The organism is Streptomyces sp. MI02-7b (assembly GCF_033793585.1).
Taxonomy (GTDB): domain Bacteria; phylum Actinomycetota; class Actinomycetes; order Streptomycetales; family Streptomycetaceae; genus Actinacidiphila.
Map to the genome: position 1 here is coordinate 389,471 of NZ_JARAWX010000006.1, position 22,897 is coordinate 412,367.

Genomic DNA, 22,897 nt, shown 5'->3' on the forward strand with positions numbered 1-22,897 from the left:
CTGCCGCCCGGCTCACCCCCGGCTGGCTCCCGGCTCACTCCCGGCCCAGCGCGATGGTGTCGGCGACCTCGGCGACCCGCGCGTCCTCCTCCCTGGCGAAGCGCTCGGCGTCGAGCTTCTCGGCGATCTCCTCGTCCTGGGCCATGAGCAGGTCGAGATTGGAGTCGCCCATCTCGAAGACGCCCATGTCGACGTAGGCGCGCTGCAGCCGCTCGCCCCACAGGCCGATGTCCTTCACGCACGGCACGATGCGGCTGAACAGCAGTCTCCGGAAGAGCTGGAGGTACTCCGACCGCTCGCTCAGCTCCTCGGCCTCCTGGCGCGGGATGCCGAAGTCCTCCAGCACCTCGGCGCCGCGCAGCCGGTCGCGCATGAGGTAGCAGCCCTCGATGACGAACTCCTCGCGCTCGCGCAGTTCGGCATCGGACAGCTGCCGGTAGTGGTCGCGCAGCGCCATCCGCCCGAAGGCCACGTGGCGGGCCTCGTCCTGCATGACGTAGGCGAGGATCTGCTGGGGCAGCGGCTTGTCGGTGGTGTCGCGGAGCATGCCGAACGCGGCCAGGGCCAGGCCCTCGATGAGCACCTGCATGCCGAGGTAGGGCATGTCCCAGCGGGAGTCGCGCAGGGTGTCGCCGAGCAGCGCCTGGAGCGAGTCGTTGATCGGGTAGACCATGCCGACCTTCTCGCGCAGGAAGCGCGAGTAGATCTCGGCGTGCCGGGCCTCGTCCATGGTCTGGGTCGCGGAGTAGAACTTCGCGTCGAGGTCGGGGACGGACTCCACGATGCGGGCGGCGCACACCATCGCGCCCTGCTCGCCGTGCAGGAACTGGCTGAACTGCCAGGAGGCGTAGGCGCGGCGCAGGTCGCGCTTGTTCTGCTCGGACATCTTGTCCCAGTGGGACGTGCCGTAGACGGTCAGGTTCTGGTCCGGGACGCCGAGCGGGTCGTACGGGTCGACCTCGATCTCCCAGTCGATGCGGGTCACCGCGTCCCACTGCTTGTCCTTGCCCTTCTGGTAGAGAGCGAGCAGCCGGTCGCGCCCGTCGTCGTACTCCCAGGAGAAGCGGGCGGCTCCGGAGGCCGGGATCTCCCACAGGTGGTCCTGCGACGTCATTGGCGCCTCCTCGACTCTTGACGAGCTTGCTGACACACAGTCTCATAAGAGCATGACCGCTGGCACCCCTCTTGCAACGCGAGAAAAAGTGGCGGAGCGGCTGCTCGACGCCTCCGCGAAGCACTCCTTCGATCCGGACACCGAGCTCGACTGGGACGCCCCCTTCGAGGAGGGCGGGTGGTTCTGGCCGCCCGAGCTGTGCTCGCTGTACGACACCCCGCTGTGGAAGCACATGCCGCAGGAGCAGCGGATCGAGCTGAGCAGGCACGAAGCGGCCTCGCTGGCCTCGATCGGCATCTGGTTCGAGATCATCCTCATGCAGTTGCTGCTGCGGCACTCCTACGACCTGGACCCCACCAGCAAGCACGTGCGCTACGCGCTGACCGAGATCGCGGACGAGTGCCGCCACTCGAAGATGTTCGCCCGGCTGGTGACCCGGCTCGGCACGCCCGTCTACCGGCCGACGAGGCTGGACCACAACCTCGGCCGGGTGCTGAAGACCGTCTCCACCACGCCCGGCGCCTTCACCGGCACCCTGCTGGCCGAGGAGATCCTCGACTGGATGCAGCGCCTGACCTTCCCGGACGAGCGCGTGCAGCCGCTGACCCGCGGCGTGACCCGCATCCACGTGGTCGAGGAGGCCCGGCACATCCGCTACGCCCGCGAGGAACTGCGCCGGCAGATGGCCACGGCGCCGCGCTGGGAGCTGGCCCTCACCCGGATCGCCTCCGCCGAGGCCGCCCGGGTCATCGCCCGGTCGCTGATCAGCCCGCAGGTGTACGCGTCGGTGGGGCTGGACCCGCGGTACGCCGCCGGACTGGCCCGCACCAGCCCGCACCGCCGCGACGTGATGCGGCAGGCGGCGAGGAAGCTGATGGACTTCCTGGAGGACGTCGGCATGTTCGAGGGCCCCGGGGTACGCCGGATGTGGCGCAGCTCGGGTCTTCTCGGGTAGGACGGCGGGCGGGCCGGATACGCTGGCCGTCATGAACGGCAGTTCGACGCCGGCGCCCGCCGCCCCCGCCTACCGCCGGCTGAGCGTCGAGCAGCGCCGTACCCAGCTGCTCGCCGCCGCCGTGGACCTCTTCGGGCACCACCGCCCGGAGGACGTCTCGGTCGACGACGTGGCCGCCGCCGCCGGCGTCTCCCGCCCCCTGGTCTACCGCTACTTCCCCGGCGGGAAGCAGCAGCTGTACGAGGCCGCCATGCGCAATGCCGCCGACGAGCTGCGGGACTGCTTCGTGGAACCCGCCGCGGGCGAGATGACCCAGCGCCTGTCGAACGCGCTGGACCGCTACCTGTCGTACGTGGACGAGCACGACGCCGCGTACTCCGCCCTGCTGCGCGGCGGCAGCGTCGCCGAGACCAGCCGCACCGGCGCCATCGTGGACGAGGTGCGGCGCAGCGCCGCCGAGCAGATCCTCATGCACCTGGGCGCACCGGCACCGGGTCCGCGGCTGGCGATGATGGTGCGTTCGTGGATCGCGAGCGTGGAGGCGGTGTCGCTGACCTGGCTCGACGAGGGCAAGCAGCCGCCGGCCCACGAGCTGCGGCGGTGGCTGGTCGACCACTTCACGGCACTGCTGCTGGTCAGCTCCACCACCGACCAGGAGACCGCCGAGGTCGCGCTGGCCGCGCTGGGCAGGGAGAACCCGGGCAGCCCCGCCGGCGATCTCGCCCGCAGGGTCGCGCCGCTCGCACAGGCCGTCGCACATCTGCTCCCACCTGCCATTCCCTGAACACGGGCCCCGTCCGAGGGCCTACTCTGACCCCGTGAGGCATGAGGACACGGAATTCGTCGGGGGGCCGCTGGACGGCCGCGTGCTGGGGGTGCTGACCGGCATCACCGGACAGCCCCCGAAGGTGTACGAGGTGCCGGTGCCGCAACCGGACGGCGCGGCCCCGGTCGTGCACGTCTACCACCGCGAGCCCAGCCCGGGGACGCGCGAGCAGCGCCGCACCCGGTGGGTCTTCGTCTACGACCCCGAGGGCAACCGGCCGGAGAAGCCGCGCTGGCCCTGGTCGAAGCCGGGCGCCTGAGCGGCGTCGCGGCCCGGCCCCTCCCGGGGGACACGGGCACCGCTTCCGGTCCGGACCATTGACAGGATTGGTCCAGACCTGTTTGCTGCGGGTTGTCATGCGCACATCTCCTCGCCCCCGAAGGAGCGGTCCCCATGAGATCCCTCGTCGCCGCGACGGCGACCCTCGCCCTCACCGCCGCCATCGGCGGGCTGGTCGCCCTCGCGCCCTCCGCGCACGCGGGTGAGTTCCTGGTCAACGGCGGTTTCGAGAACGGCAATCTGACCGGCTGGAGTTGCGACGCGGGCACCACCCAGGCGATCACCGGCCAGGCGAAGAGCGGCAGTTGGGCCCTGGCCGGCAGCCCGGGCCCGTCCGGGACGGCGCAGTGCAAGCAGACGGTCGGCGTGGCGCCCGGCACCACCTACACCTACTCCGCGCAGGTGAAGGGCAGTTACGTCTACATCGGCGTGGACGGCGGGACCAGCACCTGGACGCCGGGCACCGGAGGGGCGTACCAGCAGCTCAGCGTCAGCTTCACGACCGGGGCGAGCCAGACCAGCGCGACCGTCTACGTCCACGGCTGGTACGCCCAGCCCACGTTCTGGGCCGACGACGTCTCGCTCTCCGGCCCGGGCGGCCCGACGACTCCCACGCCGACGCCGACGCCGACCGACACCCCGACGCCCACTCCGACGCCGACCGACACTCCGACGGGCCCTTCCTCCCATGCGCTGGTCGGCTACCTGCACTCCAGCTTCGCCAACGGCTCCGGGTACCTGCGCATGGCCGACGTCCCCGCGAGCTGGGACTACATCGACCTCGCCTTCGGCGAGCCGACCACGACCACCTCGGGCGACATCCGCTTCACCCGCTGCCCCGCGTCCGAGTGCCCGAACGTGGAGTCCGACGCGGACTTCAAGGCCGCGATCAAGGCCAAGCAGGCGCAGGGCAAGAAGGTGCTGATCTCCATCGGCGGACAGAACGGCCAGGTGCAGCTGACCACGACCGCCGCCCGCGACGCCTTCGTCTCCTCCGTCGCCAGGATCATCGACACCTGGGGACTGGACGGCCTCGACATCGACTTCGAGGGCCACTCGCTCTCCCTCAACGCCGGTGACACCAACTTCAAGAGCCCGACCACACCGGTCGTGGTCAACCTGATCTCCGCCCTGAAGACCCTCAAGGCCAGGTACGGCAGCGGATTCGTGCTGACGATGGCGCCCGAGACCTTCTTCGTGCAGCTCGGCTACCAGTTCTACGGCCCGGGCCCCAACGGGGCGCAGGACCCGAGGGCGGGCGCCTACCTTCCCGTCATCCACGCGCTGCGCAACGACCTGACCCTGCTCCACGTCCAGGACTACAACTCGGGGCCGATCATGGGCCTGGACAACCAGTACCACCAGATGGGCGGGGCCGACTTCCACGTCGCGATGACCGACATGCTGCTCACCGGCTTCCCGGTGGCGGGCAACACGGCCAACGTCTTCCCCGCGCTCGCGCCTTCCCAGGTGGCCGTCGGACTGCCCGCGACCTCCAACGCGGGCAACGGATGGACAACTCCGGCAGATGTCGACAAAGCGCTCGACTGCCTCACCAAGCGGACCAACTGCGGCGCGTACACCCCGCACGGAACATGGCCGGATCTGCGCGGTCTGATGACGTGGTCGATCAACTGGGACAAGTTCGGCAACTGGGAATTCCAGAAGAACTTCGATTCCTACTTCGGCTGACACCGAGGAAACGGGTGGCTCCCCTTCGCACGGAGCCACCCATTCCGGCCCGGTCACCCTGTCGCAGCCGACCCGATCATGTAAGGATCTACCGGCAAGCATCCGGTAATACAGTCGGAGGTGAAGGGATGTCAGCAGCAAGCAGGCCCAAGGAGTGGGTGCGCAGGGCACTCGTCTGCGGGACGCTGCTGGCCGCCGCGGCCCTCGGACTGCCCGCGCAGAACGCGCGCGCGATGCCCGCGGACCCGTATCCCAGCGGCCCGACCCTGGTCGTCCTGCTGGAACGGCTGCAGGACCTCTACCTCAGGGCCGAGGAGGCCACCGAGACCTACGACCAGGCGGAGTCAGAACTCAGCGAGAACCGCGGCAAGGCCGACCGCCTGGACCGCCAGCTCGCCGAGGAGCGCACCGCGCTGGCCGACGCCCGCGCCCTGGCAGGGCAACTCGCCCGCGAGCAGTACAAGGAGGGCGGGGTCTCCCCGTACCTCAGCCTGTTGCTGAGCGGCGACCCGCAGGACGCCTTCACCCAGAGCCACATGCTCGACCGCGCGGCCGGCAGCCAGGCCGAACTGGTCGCGCAGCTGGAGAACGGCGAGAAGCGGATCGCCGCGCTCAGCCGCGCCCAGCAGCACGCGCTGGACGGCTCGCTGCAACTCGCGGACCGGCAGCGCGACGCCAAGGAGGAGATCGAGAAGCAGCTCGCGACCGTCGAGCAGATCCTCGCCGGCCTCACCGGCACCCAGCTCGCCGATCTGCAGCGCCTCGAGGAACAGGGCATCGACCGGGCCCAGGAGGCGTTCTTGAGATCGGGGCAGCTCGGCAGCCTCTCGCTCGCACCGTCCAAGGTCGGCAACAGCGCGCTGAGCTTCGCCTACGCGCAGATCGGCAAGCCCTACATCTGGGGCGCCGAGGGCCCGAAGGCGTACGACTGCTCGGGGCTGACCTCGCAGGCCTGGCTGCACGCGGGAACCCCCATCCCGCGCACCAGCCAGGAGCAGTGGAAGCAACTGCCGCACATCCCGCTCAACCTGCTGCGCCCCGGCGACCTCGTGATCTACTTCCCCGGCGCCACGCACGTGGCGATCTACATCGGCAACGGCCTGGTCATCCAGGCGCCCCGCCCCGGGAGCGTCGTCAAGATCTCCCCCATCGCCGCCAACCCGATCCTCGGGGCCGTCCGCCCCGACTCCGACGAGCCGTCGATGAAGCACTACGTCTCGCCGACCGCTCCCGACACGGCGAAGGACCGGGCCTCCCAGGGCGGCAGCACGGGCTCCTGACGGGCCCGCGTCCGCACGACCGCCCGCGGCTCGCCGCTCACCGCCTGCCGCGTGACCGGCGTCACCGCGCATCGGACGGACCTGTCTGTTAGTTTTGCCGCGACGGGCCCGCCGGGCCCCCGGCAGAACCAGGTGATCGGCATGCCCGCCACGGTCAAACGCCTCCCGGCGCGCGAGCGCATCCTGACGACGGCCGAGGAGCTGTTCTCGGCGCACGGGCTGCGCGGCGTGGGCGTCGACCGCATCATCGCGGAGTCGGGCGTGGCCAAGTCGACGCTGTACGTGCACTTCCCCTCCAAGGACGAGCTGGCCGCCGCCTATCTGCGCCGAGTCGACGACTCCTGGCGGGGCAAGCTGCGCGCCGCCGCGCTGGCGGCCGGCGACGACGCCCGCGAGCAACTGGTGGGCCTGTTCGACGCGGTCGACGCGGCGTACCGGCGGCACGGTTTCCACGGCTGCCCGTTCATCAACGCCGCCGCCGAGAGCGAGCCGGGCAGCCTGCCGCACGAGGTGACCGCCGAGCACAAGCGGACCGTCCGCGCGTGGGTGCGCGGCCTCGCCGAAGCCGCCGGGGCCGTCGACCCCGACGGGCTCGCCCTGCAGCTCACGCTGCTGATCGACGGCACACTCGCGGCGGGCAAGCTGGAGCAGGACCCCGCCATGCCGACCGCCGCCAAGGCCGCGGCACGCGCCGTCGTCGAGCGGGCCTGCCCGCCGGCCGTCTGACCCCTTCCGCCCTCCTCCACACCGTGGACGAGGGCGTCCTTCCGACATAATGAAACAGACCTGTCTGTTCGATTGGAGAAATCATGTCCGCCATGCGCGCGGTGGTGCTGGAACGGTTCGGCGGCCCCCTGGCCCTGGGCGAGCTCCCGGTTCCGGTGGCCGGCCCCGGCCAGGTGCTGGTCCGGGTCGAGGCCAGTGGGGTGAACCCGCTGGACACCAAGATCCGGGCCGGGAAGGCCGCCCACGCCCGCAGCCGGCTGCCCGCCGTGCTGGGCCTGGACCTGGCCGGCGTGGTCGAGGCGGTCGGCCCGGACGTCACCGGCTTCGCCCCGGGCGACGAGGTCTACGGGCTCACCGGCGGCGTCGGGGACGTGCAGGGATCCCTCGCAGAGTACGCGGCCGTCGACGCCCGGCTGCTGGCCCGCAAGCCCGCCGCCCTGAGCATGCGCGAGGCCGCCGCCCTGCCGCTGGTCTTCGTCACCGCCTGGGAGGGCCTGGTGGACCGGGCGGGCGTGCGCGAGGGCCACACGGTGCTGGTGCACGGCGGCGCCGGCGGCATCGGGCATGTCGCCGTGCAGCTCGCGCACGCCCGCGGCGCGCGGGTCTTCGCCACCGGGGCGCCGCACAGCCTGCGGACGATCGCGGAACTCGGCGCCACCCCGATCGACCGCACGGCGACCCCGGTCGAGGACTACGTCGCCGAGCACACCGGCGGCGAGGGCTTCGACATCGTGTACGACACGGTGGGCGGCGAGACGCTCGACGCGTCGTTCACCGCCGTACGCACCTACACGGGCCACGTGGTGACCGCGCTGGGCTGGGGCACCCACAGCCTCGCGCCGCTGTCCTTCCGCGGCGCGAGCTACTCAGGGGTCTTCACGCTGCTGCCCCTGCTCACCGGCCGGGGGCGCGAGCACCACGGCGAGATCCTCCGCGAGGCGGCCGCCCTGGTCGCGGCCGGAGCCCTGCGGCCGCGGGTCGACCCCCGGCGGTTCACCCTCGCCACGGCCGCCGAGGCGCACGCCGCCGTCGAACACGGCGCCACGGCGGGCAAGATCGTGGTCGACGTCACCGGCTGACCGCCCGGGTCCGGATCGGGTCCGGGGCCGCTGCACGGGAACGGCCCGGGGCCCGACGGCAATTCGGTGGCCCGTGCGGCGCCGACCTGCGAGTATCCACGGATGCCCCTACTCAGTGATCATCTCGGCCATCTCTTCTGCACCGTCACCGGCGAAGGCCCACCCGTCGTCCTCGTGCACGCCGGCGTCGCCGACCACCGCATGTGGGACGCGGTGGCGCCCGCCCTCGCGGAGCGGCACACCGTCGTCCGGTACGACCTGCGCGGCTTCGGCCAGTCCCCGCCGCCGACCGGCCCGTTCAGCGAGACCGACGACCTGCTCCGCCTCCTGGACCACCTCGGTCACGACCGGGTCCGGATCGTCGGCGCCTCCTGGGGCGGCCGCGTGGCCGCGGACTTCACCCTCACCCACCCCGACCGCGTCCACTCGCTGACCATGCTCGCCCCGCCGTGGCGCGGATACGACTGGTCGGCGGAGATGGTCGCGTACGACGAGGCCGAGACGGCGGCTCTCGCCGCAGGAGACCTGGACGCCGCAGTCGCGGTCAACATGGACATGTGGCTGCGCGGTCCCAGCCGCGGCTGGGAGGACGTCGCCCCGGGACTCGCCGACCGACTGCGCGACCCGATGCGGATCGCACTGACCCATCAGGAGACCGTCGGGCAGCACTCCGAGGGCGGTACGGACCGCGACGTCGCCACGATCACCGTTCCCACGCTCGTCGGCTTCGGGCGCCTCGACGTCGCCGACTTCCAGGACATCGCCCGCCGCTACGCCGCCGAGATCCCCGGCGCCGCCCTGGTCGAATTCCCCGCGGCGGCCCACCTCATCCCGCTGGACGCGCCCACCGAACTCCTGGCGGCACTCGTCCCGTTCCTCGCCCGCTGACCGACGCCCGCGGCCGGTGCGCCGCGGCGGCCCGAACGCTCGGACTCACGCGGTTCCCGGTGCGAGCACGGAGATCCCGCTGTCGCCGAACGGGGCGTTCATGTCGCCGTCGTCGAAGCTGCCGGCCGCGCTGTGGGCGAAAGCCAGCGCTCCGACGGTGAAGACGAGCAGGAACGCGACGAGAACAGCCGCGCCCACGCCTCCCGTTCCGCCGTCCGGCGGCACGACCACGCCCTGGCCGGGTCGTCGGGTGTCGTAGGCCACGGTGACCATGTCGCCTTCGCACGTCGTGGACGGCAGCGTCCCCTCGTCGATCCGGTGCGTGGCGCCCGCGGGGACCGCGTACTCCAGGACGTAACGCTGGCGTGAGGACGTGCCGTTCTCCCCGTCGCCGCTCACCCGCGTGTGGATCCGGACGCAGCGGGCGGGCACGCGCTGCCCGTCACGCAGCACGGCTCGAGTGCGGTGCCACGAGCGCACGGTGAAGCCCGCACCGATGAGTGCCCCCGCCGCCATGAGACCGGGCACGAGCACCAGGGGTATCTCGCCGGCGTCCGTCCACCGCACCTTCTGTCCTCCCGGCACACCGCGTTCCGCTGCGCCGCCTCGGCAGATCATGGCAGCTCATCGGGGCGGGACGGGTGCTGTGCTCGGATCGTGGAGGGAGTCGGCCGGCACCGTCCACCACGGGCGGGCCTGCACAGGGCCTCGTTCCGGTCAGGGCCGCCGGCGTGTTCGCCCGCGCCGGCGGCCCGTGGGTCTCAGCGGCCGGGGATGCTCACGCGCCGGCGACCGAGGCCAGGTAGGCGGCGGTCTTCTCGGGGTCGTAGAAGTACGACTCGTAGTCGGACGGGTCGTCGAAGCCGTTCGCGAAGCGGTCGGCGACCGCCGGGAACTGGCCGGCCGCGCCGATCAGGCCGAGGATGTGCTCCGGCGGGGGGCCGAGGAGGGCGTTGGTCCACTTGGTGACCGGCTCCGCGGTGGACCAGAAGCGGGCGAAGGCGGACTCCATCCACGCGCGGTCGAAGGGCTCGTCGCCGTGCTCGACGATCGCCGCGAGGTAGGCGGCGGCGCACTTGGACGCGCTGTTGGACCCCTGGCCCGTGATGGGGTCGTTGGCGACCACGACGTCCGCGACGCCGAGGACGAGGCCGCCCGAGGGCAGCTCGGCGACCGGGTGGCGGACGATCGGGGCGAAGCGGCCGGCCAGGGTGCCGCCGGCGTCGGTCAGTTCGACGTCGCGGGCCCGGTCGTACTCCCACGGGAGGTGACGTTTCATCAGGTCCAGCGTGATGCGCAGGTGCTCCGCGGGGTCCTTCACGTCGGCGAAGACGTCGAGCGGGCCGCCGGGCAGCCCCTCCCAGAACAGGATGTCGCAGGGGCCCGAGGTGGTGAGCGCCGGGATGACGATCAGCTCACCGGCTCCCGGGACCATGTTGAGCCGCACCGCGTGGAAGTCCGGGTGCTCCGGCCGCGGGCCGAGGCCGTGCACATAGGCGACGGCCAGCGCGCGCTGGGGGCTGTCGTACGGGGAGCGGGCGGCGTCCCGGCCGAACAGCGAGACGAGTTCGCCCTTGCCGGCCGCGACCAGCACCAGGTCGTAGGCGCGGGAGAAGTAGTCCAGGTCGCCGACGGTGACGCCGTGGACGACCAGCTTTCCGCCGCGCCGGCCGAAGGTCTCCAGCCAGCCGGCCATCTTCACGCGCTGGTCGACGGACTGGGCGTACCCGTCGAGCCGGCCGACCCAGTCGATCGGACGGGATCCGTCGGGGGCGGCGACCGAGACGCCCAGGCCCTCGATCCGCGGGGCCCGGTCCTCCCAGAAGTTGACGCCGAGGTCGCGCTCGTGACCGAGAGCGCTGTCGAACATGCACTGGGTGGACATGACACGCCCCTCGCGTATCTCGTCCGCCGTGCGGTTGGACATGACGGTGACCTCGTAGCCCTGGGCCTGCAGCCCCAGGGCCAGTTGGAGGCCGGACTGCCCGGCCCCCACGATCAGTATTCTGCGCAAGACGGCACGCTCTCTCGTACGGTGCTGCTGAATGGGGTGAGGTGGGTCGGGATTGCGGCGGCGCCCGCCCGCGGGAGCAACCGCCGCGGGGCTGCTACTCCGGGTGGGCGACCAGGGCCTGCTTGACCAGGGCCAGCAGCACCTGGATCACCGACGCGCGGTCGCGCGCGTCGCAGATCAGCACGGGGACCTCGTCCGGTACGGCCAGCGCCTCACGGACGTCGATCTCGTCGTACGCGGTGGTGCCCTCGAACTGGTTCACCGCCACCGCGTACGGCAGCCCGCTGGTCTCGAAGTAGTCCAGCGCCGGGAAGGCGTCCGCCAGCCGCCGCGTGTCGGCCAGCACCACCGCGCCGATCGCGCCGCGCACCAGGTCGTCCCACATGAACCAGAACCGCTGCTGGCCGGGCGTGCCGAACAGGTACAGCACCAGCTCCCGGTCCAGCGTGATGCGGCCGAAGTCCATCGCCACCGTGGTCGTCTTCTTGTCCGGGGTCGACCCGAGGTCGTCGATGTCCTCACTGGCCCGGGTCATCACCGCCTCGGTGGTGAGCGGGGTGATCTCGGAGACCGCGCCGACGAACGTGGTCTTGCCCACGCCGAAACCGCCCGCCACGACGATCTTGGTTGAGGTGGGCGCGCGACTCACGTCCAGTTGCCACTCCTGCAGGCCCTCTTCCTCCGCCACCGACGTCATCTCAGAGCCTGCGAAGTCCACCGAGCACCCTCTCCAGCAGCGCGCGATCGGGGGTGCCGGGCCCGTGCCCGGTCCCGTACACACGGATCCTTCCCTGATCGGCCAAATCGCTGAGCAGCACGCGGACGACGCCCAGCGGCATGCGCAGCAGCGCGGAGATCTCGGCGACCGAGCGCATCCGGCGGCACAGCTCGACGATGGCGCGCATCTCCGGCATCACGCGCTCCGCCCAGCCCCCGGAGGTCAGTTCGCGGCGCTCCTGCGCACCGTCGATCGTGGCCACGAAGGTCTCGACGAGCAGCACGTGCCCGAAGGACGTGCGGCCACCGGTCAGCGCGTAAGGGCGCACCCGGGCGGAGCGCCGTCCGGCGCCGCGGACCGGGAGCGCCGCGGCGTGCCGGGGCATCAGCGGGCTCCTTCGATCGCCTGCCGCAACTCCGTGCGGAGCTGCGGGGTGAGCACATGGCCGGCCCGGCCGACGAAGAGGGCCATGTGGTACGCCACGATGCTCATGTCGCACTCGGCGTCCGCGTGGACGCCCAGCAGCGAGCCGTCGCTGATCGACATCACGAACACGCTGCCGTTCTCCATCGCGACCGCCGTCTGCCGGACCCCGCCGCCCTCCATCAGGCGCGCGGCGCCGTCGGTGAGGGAGGCGATGCCGGAGACCACCGTCGCCAGGTCGGCGAAGGTGCCGGCCGGGCCCTTGGGCGGTCCCGCGGCGGTGTCGTCGTCATCGTCGGCGGACTGCCCGGACGCGTCCGCGGCACCGGCCGGATCGTCCGGCGCGTCGGGCTCGTCCGACTCGGAGTTCAGCAGCAGCAGTCCGTCCGACGAGACGACGGCCACGGAGCGGACGCCCGGCACGTCGTCCACGAAATTGCGCAGCAGCCACTGGAGGTTGCGTGCCTCGTGACTCAGGTCCCGCTCGCTCTGGGTGTCCGTTCTGGCCGACATCAACCGCGTGCCTCCTCGACGCCTTCGGCTTCGACTTGTTGTGGTCCCCCCGAGCTGACTTTCTCTTCCGCTGTTTCCCTCGTCCCCAGGGGCGTCCCCTGGGGCGCGTCCGTGTCGCGCCGGATCTCGCGTGTCTCGGCGTCCGCGTCCGCCCGCCCCTCGCGCAGGCCCTGGGCGAAGCCACCGAGCTTGCGCCGCAGTTCCTCCGGGTCCACCGCCCTCCCCTGGCGGGCGTCACGGACCTGGGGCTCGCCCGACAGGCCGGTGGCGCGCGGGACGCGCTGAGGCAGTCCCTTGGCGGTCAGCGGCGTCCCGTCCGAGGCGGGCGCCGGCACCGGCACCGGCGCGGGTACCGGCTGGTCGGCGCGGGCGTGCTCGATCGGTTCGTGCCCGGCGCCGTCCCCCTCGGCCGCGGGCTCCCCCGCCTCCTGGCCCGCCGACAGTCCGTCCCGCTCCTCGCGCGGGGCCGGCAGCGGGGCGGACCGGGTCCGGGCCGCGCGCGGCTGCCACGGCTCCCCTGCGACCGCGGCCTCGACCGGGGTCTGCGGTCCTTCCGGGTCCTCCGCGGGCGCGGTGAGCGAGGCGGGGACGACCACGACCGCGGTCGTGCCGCCGTGCTTGGCGTCGCGCAACTGGACGCGGATGCCGTGCCGGGCGGCGAGCCGGGCTATCACGTACGCGCCCATGCCGGTGGCCTCGGAGGCCGGCGCGGCCGGATCGGCCTGTGCCAGCAGGTCGTTGAGCTCCTCCCGCCGGGCGGCCGGGAGGCCGATGCCCTCGTCCTCGACGGACAGCATCAGCTCGCCGTTCTCCAGCATCCAGCCGGACAGCTGCACCTCGGTCTCCGGCGGCGAGAACGTGGTGGCGTTCTCCAGCAGTTCGGCGACGAGGTGGCTGAGGTCGTCCGAGGCGAACCCGGCGATCCGGCCGGCGGGCAGCTGCTGGATGCGGACCCGTTCGTACGTCTCGATCTCGGAGACCGCGGCGCGGGCCACGTCCACCAGCGGGACCGGCCGGGGGTGCGCGTGGCCGTGCTCGGTGCCCGCGAGCAGCAGCAGGTTCTCGCTGTTGCGGCGCATCCGGGTGGCCAGGTGGTCCAGGCGGAACAGCTGGGCGAGCTCGTCCGGGTCGTGGACCAGCTCCTCCAGCTTCTCGATGAGCGTGAGCTGCCGCTCGACCAGGCCGAGCGTGCGCAGGGTGAGGTTCACATAGGTGGCGCCGACGCTGCCGCGCAGGGTGGCGAGTTCGGCGGTCAGTTCCTCCTGCCGGCTGCGCAGCAGGTCGCGTTCGGCGGCGAGCGCGTCGCGCACGCCCTGCACCCGCGTGTACTCGGCGTCCTGCCCGGCGACCCGGTCGTGCAGGCCCGCGGTCTGCGCGCGCAGCGCGTTGACGGCGCGGGCCACCGCCGCGAACTCGTCCGAGCCGACGGCCTTGACCTGCTCGTCGGCCGGTACGTCACCGCGTGCGAAACGGTTGAGCGCGGCGACGGGCCGGGTGATCGAGCGGGCGGTGGAGACGCAGGTGCCGAGCACCAGCAGGAAGCACACGCCGGCCAGCGCGACGTGCAGTTCGAGGCCGGTGACGTCGTCGGAGCGCAGCGCGGCGAGGTGGTCGGCGGAGGCCGCGGCGAGGGAGGACTCGACCCCGCGCATCAGGTCGATCCGCGCGGAGAGCGCGGACTGCGCGGAGGAGGACGTGAGCTTCTGGTCGTCGGCCGAGAGCGACCCCGCGTCCAGCAGCGTCTTCAGCTGCCGTTCGGCGGTGGCCACGTCGGAGCCGGTGACGGTCTGCTCGTACTGCTCCTCCGCGGCGGACGACGCGGCGGCGCGGAAGTCGGCCAGTGCCGTCCGCTCGCCCACCGCCGCGGTCTGCGCGGCGCCCACCGGTTCGGCCTGCGGGCCGCCCGCGGCGAGCGCGCCGACCAGCAGTCCGCGCTGGAACGAGGCCTGGTCGACGGCGCGTGCGAGGAAGGGCAGCGCGGTGGTGTCGGCGGAGGCGCCGCGGGCGGGCAGTGACCTGGCGACGGCCGCGCCCACGCCGTTCAGCGCGTCGATGGAGGGCTGGTAGGCCATGACGGCGGCGACGGCGCCGCCGGGCCCGGAGTGCGCCTTCTGCCGGATCGCGGGCAGTTCGGCGAGCCGGCGGTCGGCCTCGGTGAGCGCGGCGGCGAAAGCCGGGGCGTCGGCGGTGTCGGCGTCCGCGGCGGCGGCGCGGAATTCCTCGATCTGCCGGTCGGCACGCTCCTTCTCCGGAGCGGAGCCGCCCGTGCCGTCCCCGGCGGACCGCCCGGTGGCGACGAGCACCGCCGTGTCGTCGCGCTCGTCGGCCAGCACGTGGCTGAGGGAGACCGCCTGCGCCTGCAGCCGGGCCATGCCGAGCAGTCGCTGGGACTCCGCGAGGTCCCGTACGGCGGTCGCCACCCCCGGAGCGGAGGCGGCCAGAACGGTGACGGCGCAGATCAGCAGAGCACCGAGCAGTCTCTGCCGCACGCGCTTGGTCCGCGGGTTACGTCGTGTTCGCACCGGTGCTCGCCATCCCGTCTGCCTGGTCCAGTTGTCCCGAGATGACGACACATCGGCCGAGCGCCGAGCACGGCAACGTCTGGCCTCTTCCCGGCATCGTCCCGACCATCTCAGGCCGACCCGGAATGCAGATGTGCGTCCCTCACCTCGACACCCGAACGAGTGAATCGCACCGACAAGTTGACGTTCAACTCCCGCGCGGGATCGTTACTCGCGGGTTCACCGACCGGATCGGCGGGCAACTGGCGTCCTCCGCGCGGTCCTGGCAGGATGCGCGCCTTCACGGCCCGGGCCCCTCGGCGGGCCCCCGCCGGGGTTCGAACAGGCCGCGCGAGCCGGTGCCGCACACTGGACGCATGCGCGTCGAGACGGCCACGGAGCCCGGCACCCCCGATCGCCCGAACGAGGACTTCGCGGCGATCGCCGCGCCCGCATCAGGCGGCGGCGGTTCACTGATCCTGCTGGACGGTGTCACCCCGCCCGACGGCCCCACCGGATGCCGCCACTCAGTGCCCTGGTACGTCTCCGAGCTGGGCGGTTCCATGATCGAACTGTCCGTTTCGCACTCGGCGCCACCGCTCGCGGAGTGTCTCGCGCAGGCCATCGCCCGGACCGCCGACACGCACCGCGAAACCTGTGACCTTTATCACCGGCGCACCCCCCAGGCGACGGTCGTGGCGGTCCGGTGGAATGCGGACAGCGTGGAGCATCTGGTGCTATCCGACTCGGAGTTGCTCATCGAGGACGCCTCCGGCGCGGTGCACGCCGTCCTCGACGACCGCCTGGACCACCTGCCCGATCCCGTGCCCGCCCTGCGCGCCGCCGTCCGTCGGCTGCCGCGCGGGAGCGCGGAGCGCACGCGGGCAGCGGCGGCGTACGTCGAGGCCGTCGAGGCGCTCCGCAACGCCGAGGGAGGCTTCTTCACGGCCGCGGCGGCCCCGGGGGTGGCGGCCCGCGCCGTCACCGGCGTGCGGCCGCGGTCGTCGGTGCGCGCGATCGCCGCACTCACCGACGGGGCGACCCGCCTCGCCGACGTCTTCGGCGAGACCGACCGCCCCGGCCTGCTCGCCCTGCTGCGCAAGTCCGGACCCGACGAACTCGTCCGCCGGGTCCGCCTCGCGGAGTCCGCCGACCCGGCCGGCACCCGCTTCCCCCGCGGCAAGCGGAGCGACGACGCCACCGCGATCTTCGTTGAGCTCTAGCCACGACGCCCCAAGGGGGCGGCGCGAGGAACTGCGCGACCAGCCACACCCCACCGGCACGGCGCTCACACGCTGCCGGCCCTAACCACCGCCCCCAAAGGGGCGCGAGGAACCGCGCGACCAGCCCCACCCCACCCGCACCCGAAAACACCCGCACCGGCACCCGCACCGGCACAAGCCCAGCGCAGCGTCACGCACCTTCCTGCGCGTCGTTCAGCTGAGCCAGCAACCGCGCCAGTTCCGACAGCTCCACACGGTCCCAGCCGCTCAGCCGGCTGACGTAGCGGGCCCGCCGCGCGAGGCGCACGCGGGTGAAGCGGGCCTCGCCCTCCGCGGTCAGCTGGACGAGGAAGGCCCGGCCGTCCGCCGGGTCCGGCTCGCGGAGGATCAGCCCGAGTTCCTCCAGGGCGCGCAGCTGGCGGCTCATCGTCGCCTTGCCGACCCCGAAGTACCCGGCCAGGACGGTGGCCCGCTGCGGCCCGGTCTCGGCGAGCCGGGCGAGCAGCCCGTACGCCGCGGGTTCGAGTTCGGGGTGCACCTCGCGGGCCATCTCGCCCTGGGAGGCCCTGGCCCGCCGGAACAGGACGGTCAGTTCGCGTTCGAGCGCCTCCATCACAGGGTCGGCACCTCCGTGGGACCCGGCCGTCTCGGCCACGCGGTCACCCGCTTTCAGGATGGAAACTTCGCTTCAGGCGCCGCCGTATGTGCAGCGCCCCCAGTATTTCGCAGACGTGGATCAACGACGTGACCAGGGGCACGTGCGCGGACGGTGTCATTCCCCCACCCCACGCCCGGCCCCCGCGCACGCGGGAGCGGCCCCTCCCAGGCGCATGGGAGGGGCCGCTCTCTTCTCTCACCCGGTCAGGGCCTCACTCACGCCGCGACCGAGGTCTCCAAGCACTCACGCCGCGACCGAGGTCTCCAGGCCGGAGTCCGTGTCCGCGTCCGTGCCCGTGTCCGCACCGGTGACGGCGGGCTCCAGGGCCAGCTTCAGCACGTGCCGGACGTCCGAGACCGCGTGGACCTCCAGCTTCTCCAGGACCTCGGCGGGGACGTCGTCCAGGTCCGCCTCGTTCCGCTTGGGGATCACGACGGTGGTGATCCCGGCGCGGTGCGCGGCCAGCAGCTTCTGCTTGACGCCGCCGATGGGCAGCACCCGCCCGGTCAGCGACACCTCGCCGGTCATCGCCACGTCCGTACGGACCCGGCGCCCCGACAGGAGCGAGGCCAGCGCGGTGGTCATGGTGACACCCGCGCTCGGGCCGTCCTTCGGGACCGCGCCCGCGGGGACGTGGATGTGGACGCCGCGCTCCTTCAGGTCGCCGACCGGCAGCTCCAGTTCGGCGCCGTGCGAGCGCAGGAAGGAGAGCGCGATCTGCGCCGACTCCTTCATCACGTCGCCCAGCTGCCCGGTGAGCTGCAGTCCGCTGCCGCCGGTCTCCGGATCGGCCAGCGACGCCTCGATGTAGAGGACGTCGCCGCCCGCGCCGGTCACCGCCAGGCCCGTGGCCACGCCCGGCACCGCGGTGCGCCGCTCCTGCGGGTCCTGCGCGGACTCCGGCACGTGGTGCGGACGCCCGATGAGGTCCCGCAGGTCCTCCGGGGTCACCGTGAACGGCAGCTCGCGCTCGCCGAGCTCGTGCTTGGCCGCGACCTTCCGCAGGATGCGGGCGATCGACCGCTCCAGGGTGCGCACGCCCGCCTCGCGGGTGTACTCCCCGGCCAGCTTGCGCAGGGCCGCGTCGTCGACGGCGACCTCGTCCTCGCCGAGCCCGGCCAGCTCGCGCTGGCGCGGCAGCAGGTGGTCACGTGCGATGACGACCTTCTCGTCCTCGGTGTATCCGTCCAGCCGCACCAGTTCCATCCGGTCCAGCAGCGGCTCGGGGATGGCCTCCAGGACGTTGGCGGTGGCGAGGAACACCACGTCGCTGAGGTCCAGTTCGACCTCCAGGTAGTGGTCCCGGAAGGTGTGGTTCTGGGCCGGGTCCAGGACCTCCAGCAGGGCCGCGGCCGGGTCGCCGCGGTAGTCGGAGCCCACCTTGTCGATCTCGTCCAGCAGGACCACCGGGTTCATGGACCCGGCCTCCTTGATGGCGCGCACCAGGCGGCCGGGCAGCGCACCGACGTAGGTGCGCCGGTGGCCGCGGATCTCCGCCTCGTCGCGGACGCCGCCGAGCGCGACGCGCACGAACTTCCGTCCCATGGCGCGGGCCACGGACTCGCCGAGCGAGGTCTTGCCGACACCGGGCGGGCCCACCAGGGCCAGCACCGCGCCGCCGCGGCGCCCGCCGACGACCCCGAGACCGCGGTCGGTGCGGCGCTTGCGCACGGCCAGGTACTCGGTGATGCGCTCCTTGACGTCCTCCAGCCCCGCGTGGTCGGCGTCCAGCACCGCCCGCGCGCCGGGGATGTCGTAGGCGTCCTGGGTCGTGGTGTTCCACGGCAGTTCCAGGACGGTGTCGAGCCAGGTGCGGATCCAGCTGCCCTCGGGGGACGCGTCGCTGGACCGCTCCAGCTTCTCGACCTCCTTCATGGCGGCCTCGCGCACCTTCTCGGGCAGGTCGGCGGCCTCGACGCGGGAACGGTAGTCGTCCGCCTCGTCCTCCGGGTCGCCGTTCAGCTCGGCCAGCTCCTTGCGGACGGCCTGCAGCTGCTGCCGCAGCAGGAACTCGCGCTGCTGCTTCTCCATGCCCTCCTGGACGTCCTTGCGGATGGTCTCCGCGACGTCCTGCTCGGCCAGGTGGTCGCGCAGCCACTGCGTGGCGAGCTTCAGCCGGGCGACGGGGTCGGTGGTCTCCAGCAGCTCGATGCGCTGCTTGGTGGTGAGGAATCCGGAGTATCCGGCGTTGTCGGCCAGCTGCGAGACGTCGTCGATCTGCTGGACGCGGTCCACGATCTGCCAGGCGCCGCGCTTGCGCAGCCAGCTGGTGGCCAGTGCCTTGTACTCCTTGACGAGCTCCGCGACGGTGCCGGGCGCCTCGGCGGGCACCGGCTCGGGGAGCTCGGTCCCCTCCACCCACAGGGCGGCGCCGGGTCCGGTCGTGCCGGCGCCGATGCGCACGCGGCTGACGCCGCGGATCACGGCCCCGGGATCGCCGTCCGACAGCCGTCCCACCTGCTCGACGGTGCCCAGCGTGCCCACTCCCGCGTAGTCGCCGTCCACACGGGGAACGAGCAGGACCCGCGGCTTGTTGCCGACACCGGGCAGACCGGACCGCTGTGCGGCCTGGGCCGCCTCGACCGCGGCACGCGCCTCGGCGTCGGTGAGGTCCACGGGCACGACCATGCCCGGCAGGACCACCGCGTCGTCGAGCGGCAGCACGGGCAGGGTGAGCGGCGCGAACGCCGACGAAGACGATTGAGCCATTATCTCTCCCTAGAGCAATCAAGTTGAGCTACGCAGACTCAATGCTTCTGATGCCCCCGGTGTTCCCCGGACCGTGTTCGCTCTGAGCGATCGACTGCCGACCAGCCCCTGACGCCGCTCATTACGCTGAGCCCATGCACGCGAACGAAGAGGGACGACCCGTCACACTCGACCGCCGCGAGGGACCGTACGGCGAGGTGGCCCTGCGCCGGCACGGCGAGCGGTTCGAGATCATCGCCAACGGCACCTTTCTGATGGACACCTCCGACGGCCGCTCCGAGCGGCTGCTCGTCGACGCGGCCCTGGCGGCCCTGCCGCCGGACCGGGCGGACCTGTCGGTGCTGATCGGGGGCCTGGGCGTCGGTTTCTCACTGGCCCACGCGGTACGGGAGCCGCGCTGGGGACGGATCGCGGTGGCCGAGCGCGAGCGCGCGGTCGTCGACTGGCACCGCGACGGGCACCTGGCGCCGTTCTCCGAGCACGCGCTGGACGACCCGCGGGTGGCGGTCCTGGAGAGCGACCTGGTGGCGTACCTGCGGGAGGCGGACGCGAGCTACGACGCCCTGTGCCTGGACATCGACAACGGCCCCGACTGGACGGTCACCGACGACAACCGCGGGCTGTACGGCCCCGAGGGCCTGGCGGCCTGCCGGGCACGGCTCACGCCCGGCGGCGTACTGGCGGTATGGTCGGCCCAGCCGTCCGCCGCGTTCGAGGACGCGCTGCGGGCTGCGCAGTTCACGCGGGTCCGGACGATCGAGACGCCCGTGAAACGGGGCGTTCCGGATGTCGTGCACCTGGCAACCACACCCGGATAGCCGCGGCACCGTCGTGCCCCGTACGCTGCTGCGCAACGCAAACGACCATGGGGGACCGCACATGGACACCACTCAGCCGACTCCGGGCGACGCCGCAGCGGTCGCGGCCACCCCCGGCGCACAGCGCCGGGTGCTGGTGGTCGAGGACGACGCGACGATCGCCGACGCCATCGCCGTACGCCTGCGGGCCGAGGGCTTCCAGGTCCGCACCGCAGGCGACGGGCCCGCCGCGGTGGACACCGCCGCCGCCTGGCAGCCCGACCTGCTGGTGCTGGACGTCATGCTGCCCGGCTACGACGGCCTGGAGGTCTGCCGCCGCGTGCAGGCCGCGCGGCCCGTGCCGGTGCTCATGCTCACCGCGCGCGACGACGAGACCGACATGCTGGTCGGCCTCGGCGTGGGCGCCGACGACTACATGACCAAGCCGTTCTCGCTGCGCGAGCTCGTCGCCCGGGTGCACGTCCTGCTGCGCCGCGTGGAGCGGGCCACGATCGCCGCCCGCGACCCGCGCGGCGCCAACATGCAGCTGGGCGATCTGGAGATCGACAACGCCCAGCGGCGGGTCCGGGTCCGCGGCGCGGACGTGCACCTGACGCCCACCGAGTTCGACCTGCTGGTGTGCCTGGCGCAGCAGCCGCGCGCCGTGCTCTCCCGCGAGCAGCTGCTCGCGGAGGTCTGGGACTGGGCGGACGCCTCGGGCACCCGGACCGTCGACAGCCACGTCAAGGCCCTGCGGCGCAAGATCGGCGCGGAGCGCATCCGTACCGTCCACGGCGTCGGCTACGCCCTGGAGACCCCCACGCCATGAGCCCCTTCAGCGCGCCACCCCCGCCGAGCCTGCGGGACCGTGTGTGGGCCGCGCTGCGGCCGTGGGACCCGTTCCGGTCCATCAAGGCGGCGCTGCAGTTCCTGGTGATCGCCTCCGTGGCGATCACCACCTTCCTCATCTATGTGGCGATGCACTCCGCGACCGAGATCAGGATCATCACGATCTTCTCGATCATCGCCTCGCTGCTCATCTCCCAGCTGGTCGCCCACGGGCTGACCGCGCCGCTGCGGGAGATGACCTCGGTGGCCATCGGGATGGCCCGCGGTGACTACGGCCGGCGGGTCACCGCCGCCCGCCGTGACGAGGTCGGCGAGCTGGCCGACGCCTTCAACCGCATGGCCGCGGACCTGGAGGCCGTCGACCGGCACCGCAAGGAACTGGTGGCGAATGTCTCACACGAGCTGCGCACGCCGATCGCGGCGCTGCGCGCGGTCCTGGAGAACGTCGTCGACGGCGTCTCCGAGGCCGACCCGGAGACGATGCGCACCGCGCTGCAGCAGGCCGAGCGGCTCAGCCTGCTCGTCGCCCACCTGCTGGACCTGTCCCGCCTCGACAGCGGCATCGTGCCGCTGGACGCCAAGCGCTTCGAGGTGTGGCCCTACCTGTCGGCCGTGATCAAGACCGCGAGCCTGGGGCTGCAGGACAGCAAGCCGGGCGCACGGCCGCGCAAGGACGTCCATCTGCACCTGGACGTCTCGCCGCCGGAGCTCACCGCGTACGCGGACGCCGAGCGGCTGCACCAGGTGGTCGCCAATCTGGTCGACAACGCCGTCAAGCACAGCCCGCCCAGCGGCCGGGTCACCGTCCGCGCCCGGCGCGGCGCCGGCCCCGGCAGCCTGGACCTGGAGGTACTGGACGAGGGCCCCGGCATCCCCGAGGCGGAGCGCACCCGCGTCTTCGAGCGCTTCAACCGCGGCAGCGCGGGCCCCGGCGACGGCGGTACGGGGCTGGGGCTGGCCATCGCCCGCTGGGCGGTGGACCTGCACGGCGGCGACATCAAGGTGGCCGAGTCCCCGCGGGGCTGCCGCATACGCGTCACCCTTCCGGGTTCCGCCCCGGCGCCGGTCTGACGCACTGACGTACGCAGTACGGCCGGGGGCTTGCTGCGCCCGGCCAGAGGCAGTCGATTCAGGACCCCTTTCCCGCCAATCTCCGCGCCGAAACCGCACTTTCGATGTGACTTAGGCGACGACTGGCCCCCGGGCCTGCATGAACCGGTCCAATAGGCGTAGCCTTTATTCCCGCTGTCCATCACCTTGTGAAGCGGAAGAGGGCGGTTACCGCCGTGTCGCCACAGTCCCCCAATAGCTCGAGTTCCCCCAGCCTCCGGCCGGGCGGTACCCCCAGGACCGAAACCGACGGGCAGGGTCAGGACCCTGCCGCGGGATTCGGGCCGAACGAGTGGCTTGTCGATGAGATCTACCAGCAGTACCTCCAGGACCCGAACTCGGTCGACCGAGCCTGGTGGGACTTCTTCGCCGACTACAAGCCGGGAGCGGATACGGGTTCCGCGGTCGCCACGGGACGTCCTGCGACGCCTCCCCCAGCAGCGCCGGCCGCTCCGCCGGCCGCCAGCGGTGCCGCCGCGCCCGCGCCGGTCAGCGCCCCGGCTCCGGCAGCTCCGGCCCCCGCGGCTCCGGCAGCCCCGGCCC

22 protein-coding genes are annotated in these 22,897 nt (G+C 72.6%); 13 read left to right on the forward strand and 9 right to left on the reverse strand.

Annotated features, from left to right (window positions below; translation table 11 throughout):
• Positions 1–34: 34 nt before the first annotated feature.
• Entirely contained in the window at positions 35–1,114 is a 1,080-nt protein-coding gene (locus PV364_RS12895; RefSeq protein ID WP_319660021.1) for a ferritin-like domain-containing protein, read from the reverse strand.
• A gap of 52 nt (positions 1,115–1,166) precedes the next feature.
• On the opposite strand from PV364_RS12895, the gene PV364_RS12900 reads away from it, so the two are divergent.
• The 8 genes from PV364_RS12900 to PV364_RS12935 all read left to right on the forward strand — a co-directional run bounded on the left by PV364_RS12900 (position 1,167) and on the right by PV364_RS12935 (position 8,839).
• Positions 1,167–2,069, forward strand: a complete 903-nt coding sequence (locus PV364_RS12900) for a diiron oxygenase (RefSeq protein ID WP_319660022.1) — start codon at positions 1,167–1,169, stop codon at positions 2,067–2,069.
• Between the two features lie 31 nt (positions 2,070–2,100).
• Positions 2,101–2,853, forward strand: a complete 753-nt coding sequence (locus PV364_RS12905) for a TetR/AcrR family transcriptional regulator (protein WP_319660023.1) — start codon at positions 2,101–2,103, stop codon at positions 2,851–2,853.
• Between the two features lie 34 nt (positions 2,854–2,887).
• Positions 2,888–3,154: a hypothetical protein gene (locus PV364_RS12910; RefSeq protein ID WP_319660024.1), complete on the forward strand. Its 267-nt coding sequence runs from the start codon at positions 2,888–2,890 to the stop codon at positions 3,152–3,154.
• A gap of 134 nt (positions 3,155–3,288) precedes the next feature.
• Positions 3,289–4,866 carry a chitinase gene (locus PV364_RS12915; protein ID WP_319660025.1) on the forward strand — a complete coding sequence of 526 codons (1,578 nt, stop codon included), beginning with the start codon at positions 3,289–3,291 and terminating at the stop codon, positions 4,864–4,866.
• A gap of 128 nt (positions 4,867–4,994) precedes the next feature.
• Positions 4,995–6,146, forward strand: coding sequence for an NlpC/P60 family protein (locus PV364_RS12920; protein WP_319660026.1), 1,152 nt, complete (start codon positions 4,995–4,997; stop codon positions 6,144–6,146).
• 141 nt (positions 6,147–6,287) lie between these two features.
• Positions 6,288–6,872: a TetR/AcrR family transcriptional regulator gene (locus PV364_RS12925; RefSeq protein ID WP_319660027.1), complete on the forward strand. Its 585-nt coding sequence runs from the start codon at positions 6,288–6,290 to the stop codon at positions 6,870–6,872.
• 80 nt (positions 6,873–6,952) lie between these two features.
• A complete protein-coding gene (locus tag PV364_RS12930; RefSeq protein ID WP_415924547.1) occupies positions 6,953–7,951 on the forward strand; it encodes a zinc-dependent alcohol dehydrogenase family protein in 999 nt (332 codons plus the stop codon).
• Between the two features lie 102 nt (positions 7,952–8,053).
• Positions 8,054–8,839 (forward strand): alpha/beta hydrolase, encoded by a 786-nt coding sequence (locus PV364_RS12935; protein WP_319660030.1) that lies wholly within the window; start codon positions 8,054–8,056, stop codon positions 8,837–8,839.
• Between the two features lie 45 nt (positions 8,840–8,884).
• Here the strand turns inward: PV364_RS12935 and PV364_RS12940 are convergent, their stop codons facing one another.
• The 6 genes from PV364_RS12940 to PV364_RS12965 form a co-directional block, all read right to left on the reverse strand.
• Positions 8,885–9,406, reverse strand: coding sequence for a DUF3592 domain-containing protein (locus tag PV364_RS12940; RefSeq protein WP_319660031.1), 522 nt, complete (start codon positions 9,404–9,406; stop codon positions 8,885–8,887).
• A 211-nt stretch (positions 9,407–9,617) separates the two neighbouring features.
• Complete coding sequence (locus tag PV364_RS12945) at positions 9,618–10,853, reverse strand: styrene monooxygenase/indole monooxygenase family protein (protein ID WP_319660032.1); 1,236 nt, start codon at positions 10,851–10,853, stop codon at positions 9,618–9,620.
• 94 nt (positions 10,854–10,947) lie between these two features.
• Positions 10,948–11,550 carry a GTP-binding protein gene (locus PV364_RS12950; RefSeq protein WP_319660033.1) on the reverse strand — a complete coding sequence of 201 codons (603 nt, stop codon included), beginning with the start codon at positions 11,548–11,550 and terminating at the stop codon, positions 10,948–10,950.
• A gap of 1 nt (position 11,551) precedes the next feature.
• Positions 11,552–11,956 (reverse strand): DUF742 domain-containing protein, encoded by a 405-nt coding sequence (locus tag PV364_RS12955; protein WP_319660034.1) that lies wholly within the window; start codon positions 11,954–11,956, stop codon positions 11,552–11,554.
• Entirely contained in the window at positions 11,956–12,507 is a 552-nt protein-coding gene (locus PV364_RS12960) for a roadblock/LC7 domain-containing protein (RefSeq protein ID WP_319660035.1), read from the reverse strand. The genes PV364_RS12955 and PV364_RS12960 overlap by 1 nt, the downstream gene beginning before the upstream one ends.
• Complete coding sequence (locus PV364_RS12965; RefSeq protein WP_319660036.1) at positions 12,507–14,996, reverse strand: nitrate- and nitrite sensing domain-containing protein; 2,490 nt, start codon at positions 14,994–14,996, stop codon at positions 12,507–12,509. The genes PV364_RS12960 and PV364_RS12965 overlap by 1 nt, the downstream gene beginning before the upstream one ends.
• A 389-nt stretch (positions 14,997–15,385) precedes the next feature.
• On the opposite strand from PV364_RS12965, the gene PV364_RS12970 reads away from it, so the two are divergent.
• Complete coding sequence (locus PV364_RS12970) at positions 15,386–16,231, forward strand: hypothetical protein (RefSeq protein WP_319660037.1); 846 nt, start codon at positions 15,386–15,388, stop codon at positions 16,229–16,231.
• 190 nt (positions 16,232–16,421) lie between these two features.
• Here the strand turns inward: PV364_RS12970 and PV364_RS12975 are convergent, their stop codons facing one another.
• The gene (locus tag PV364_RS12975) at positions 16,422–16,844 is read right to left on the reverse strand and encodes a MarR family winged helix-turn-helix transcriptional regulator (RefSeq protein WP_319660038.1); all 423 of its coding nucleotides are present in this window, start codon (positions 16,842–16,844) and stop codon (positions 16,422–16,424) included.
• 288 nt (positions 16,845–17,132) lie between these two features.
• Positions 17,133–19,598 (reverse strand): endopeptidase La, encoded by a 2,466-nt coding sequence (gene lon / locus PV364_RS12980; protein ID WP_319660039.1) that lies wholly within the window; start codon positions 19,596–19,598, stop codon positions 17,133–17,135.
• A 134-nt stretch (positions 19,599–19,732) separates the two neighbouring features.
• Here lon and PV364_RS12985 point away from each other — a divergent pair, with 134 nt between their 5' ends.
• From PV364_RS12985 to PV364_RS13000, 4 genes are all read left to right on the forward strand, one after another.
• Complete coding sequence (locus PV364_RS12985) at positions 19,733–20,416, forward strand: spermidine synthase (protein ID WP_319660040.1); 684 nt, start codon at positions 19,733–19,735, stop codon at positions 20,414–20,416.
• A gap of 61 nt (positions 20,417–20,477) precedes the next feature.
• Complete coding sequence (locus PV364_RS12990) at positions 20,478–21,224, forward strand: response regulator transcription factor (protein WP_319660041.1); 747 nt, start codon at positions 20,478–20,480, stop codon at positions 21,222–21,224.
• A complete protein-coding gene (locus PV364_RS12995; RefSeq protein ID WP_319660042.1) occupies positions 21,221–22,315 on the forward strand; it encodes a HAMP domain-containing sensor histidine kinase in 1,095 nt (364 codons plus the stop codon). The genes PV364_RS12990 and PV364_RS12995 overlap by 4 nt, the downstream gene beginning before the upstream one ends.
• A gap of 215 nt (positions 22,316–22,530) precedes the next feature.
• Positions 22,531–22,897: 2-oxoglutarate dehydrogenase E1 subunit family protein (locus PV364_RS13000; RefSeq protein WP_415924545.1), on the forward strand; the 367-nt coding region annotated here is incomplete at its 3' end.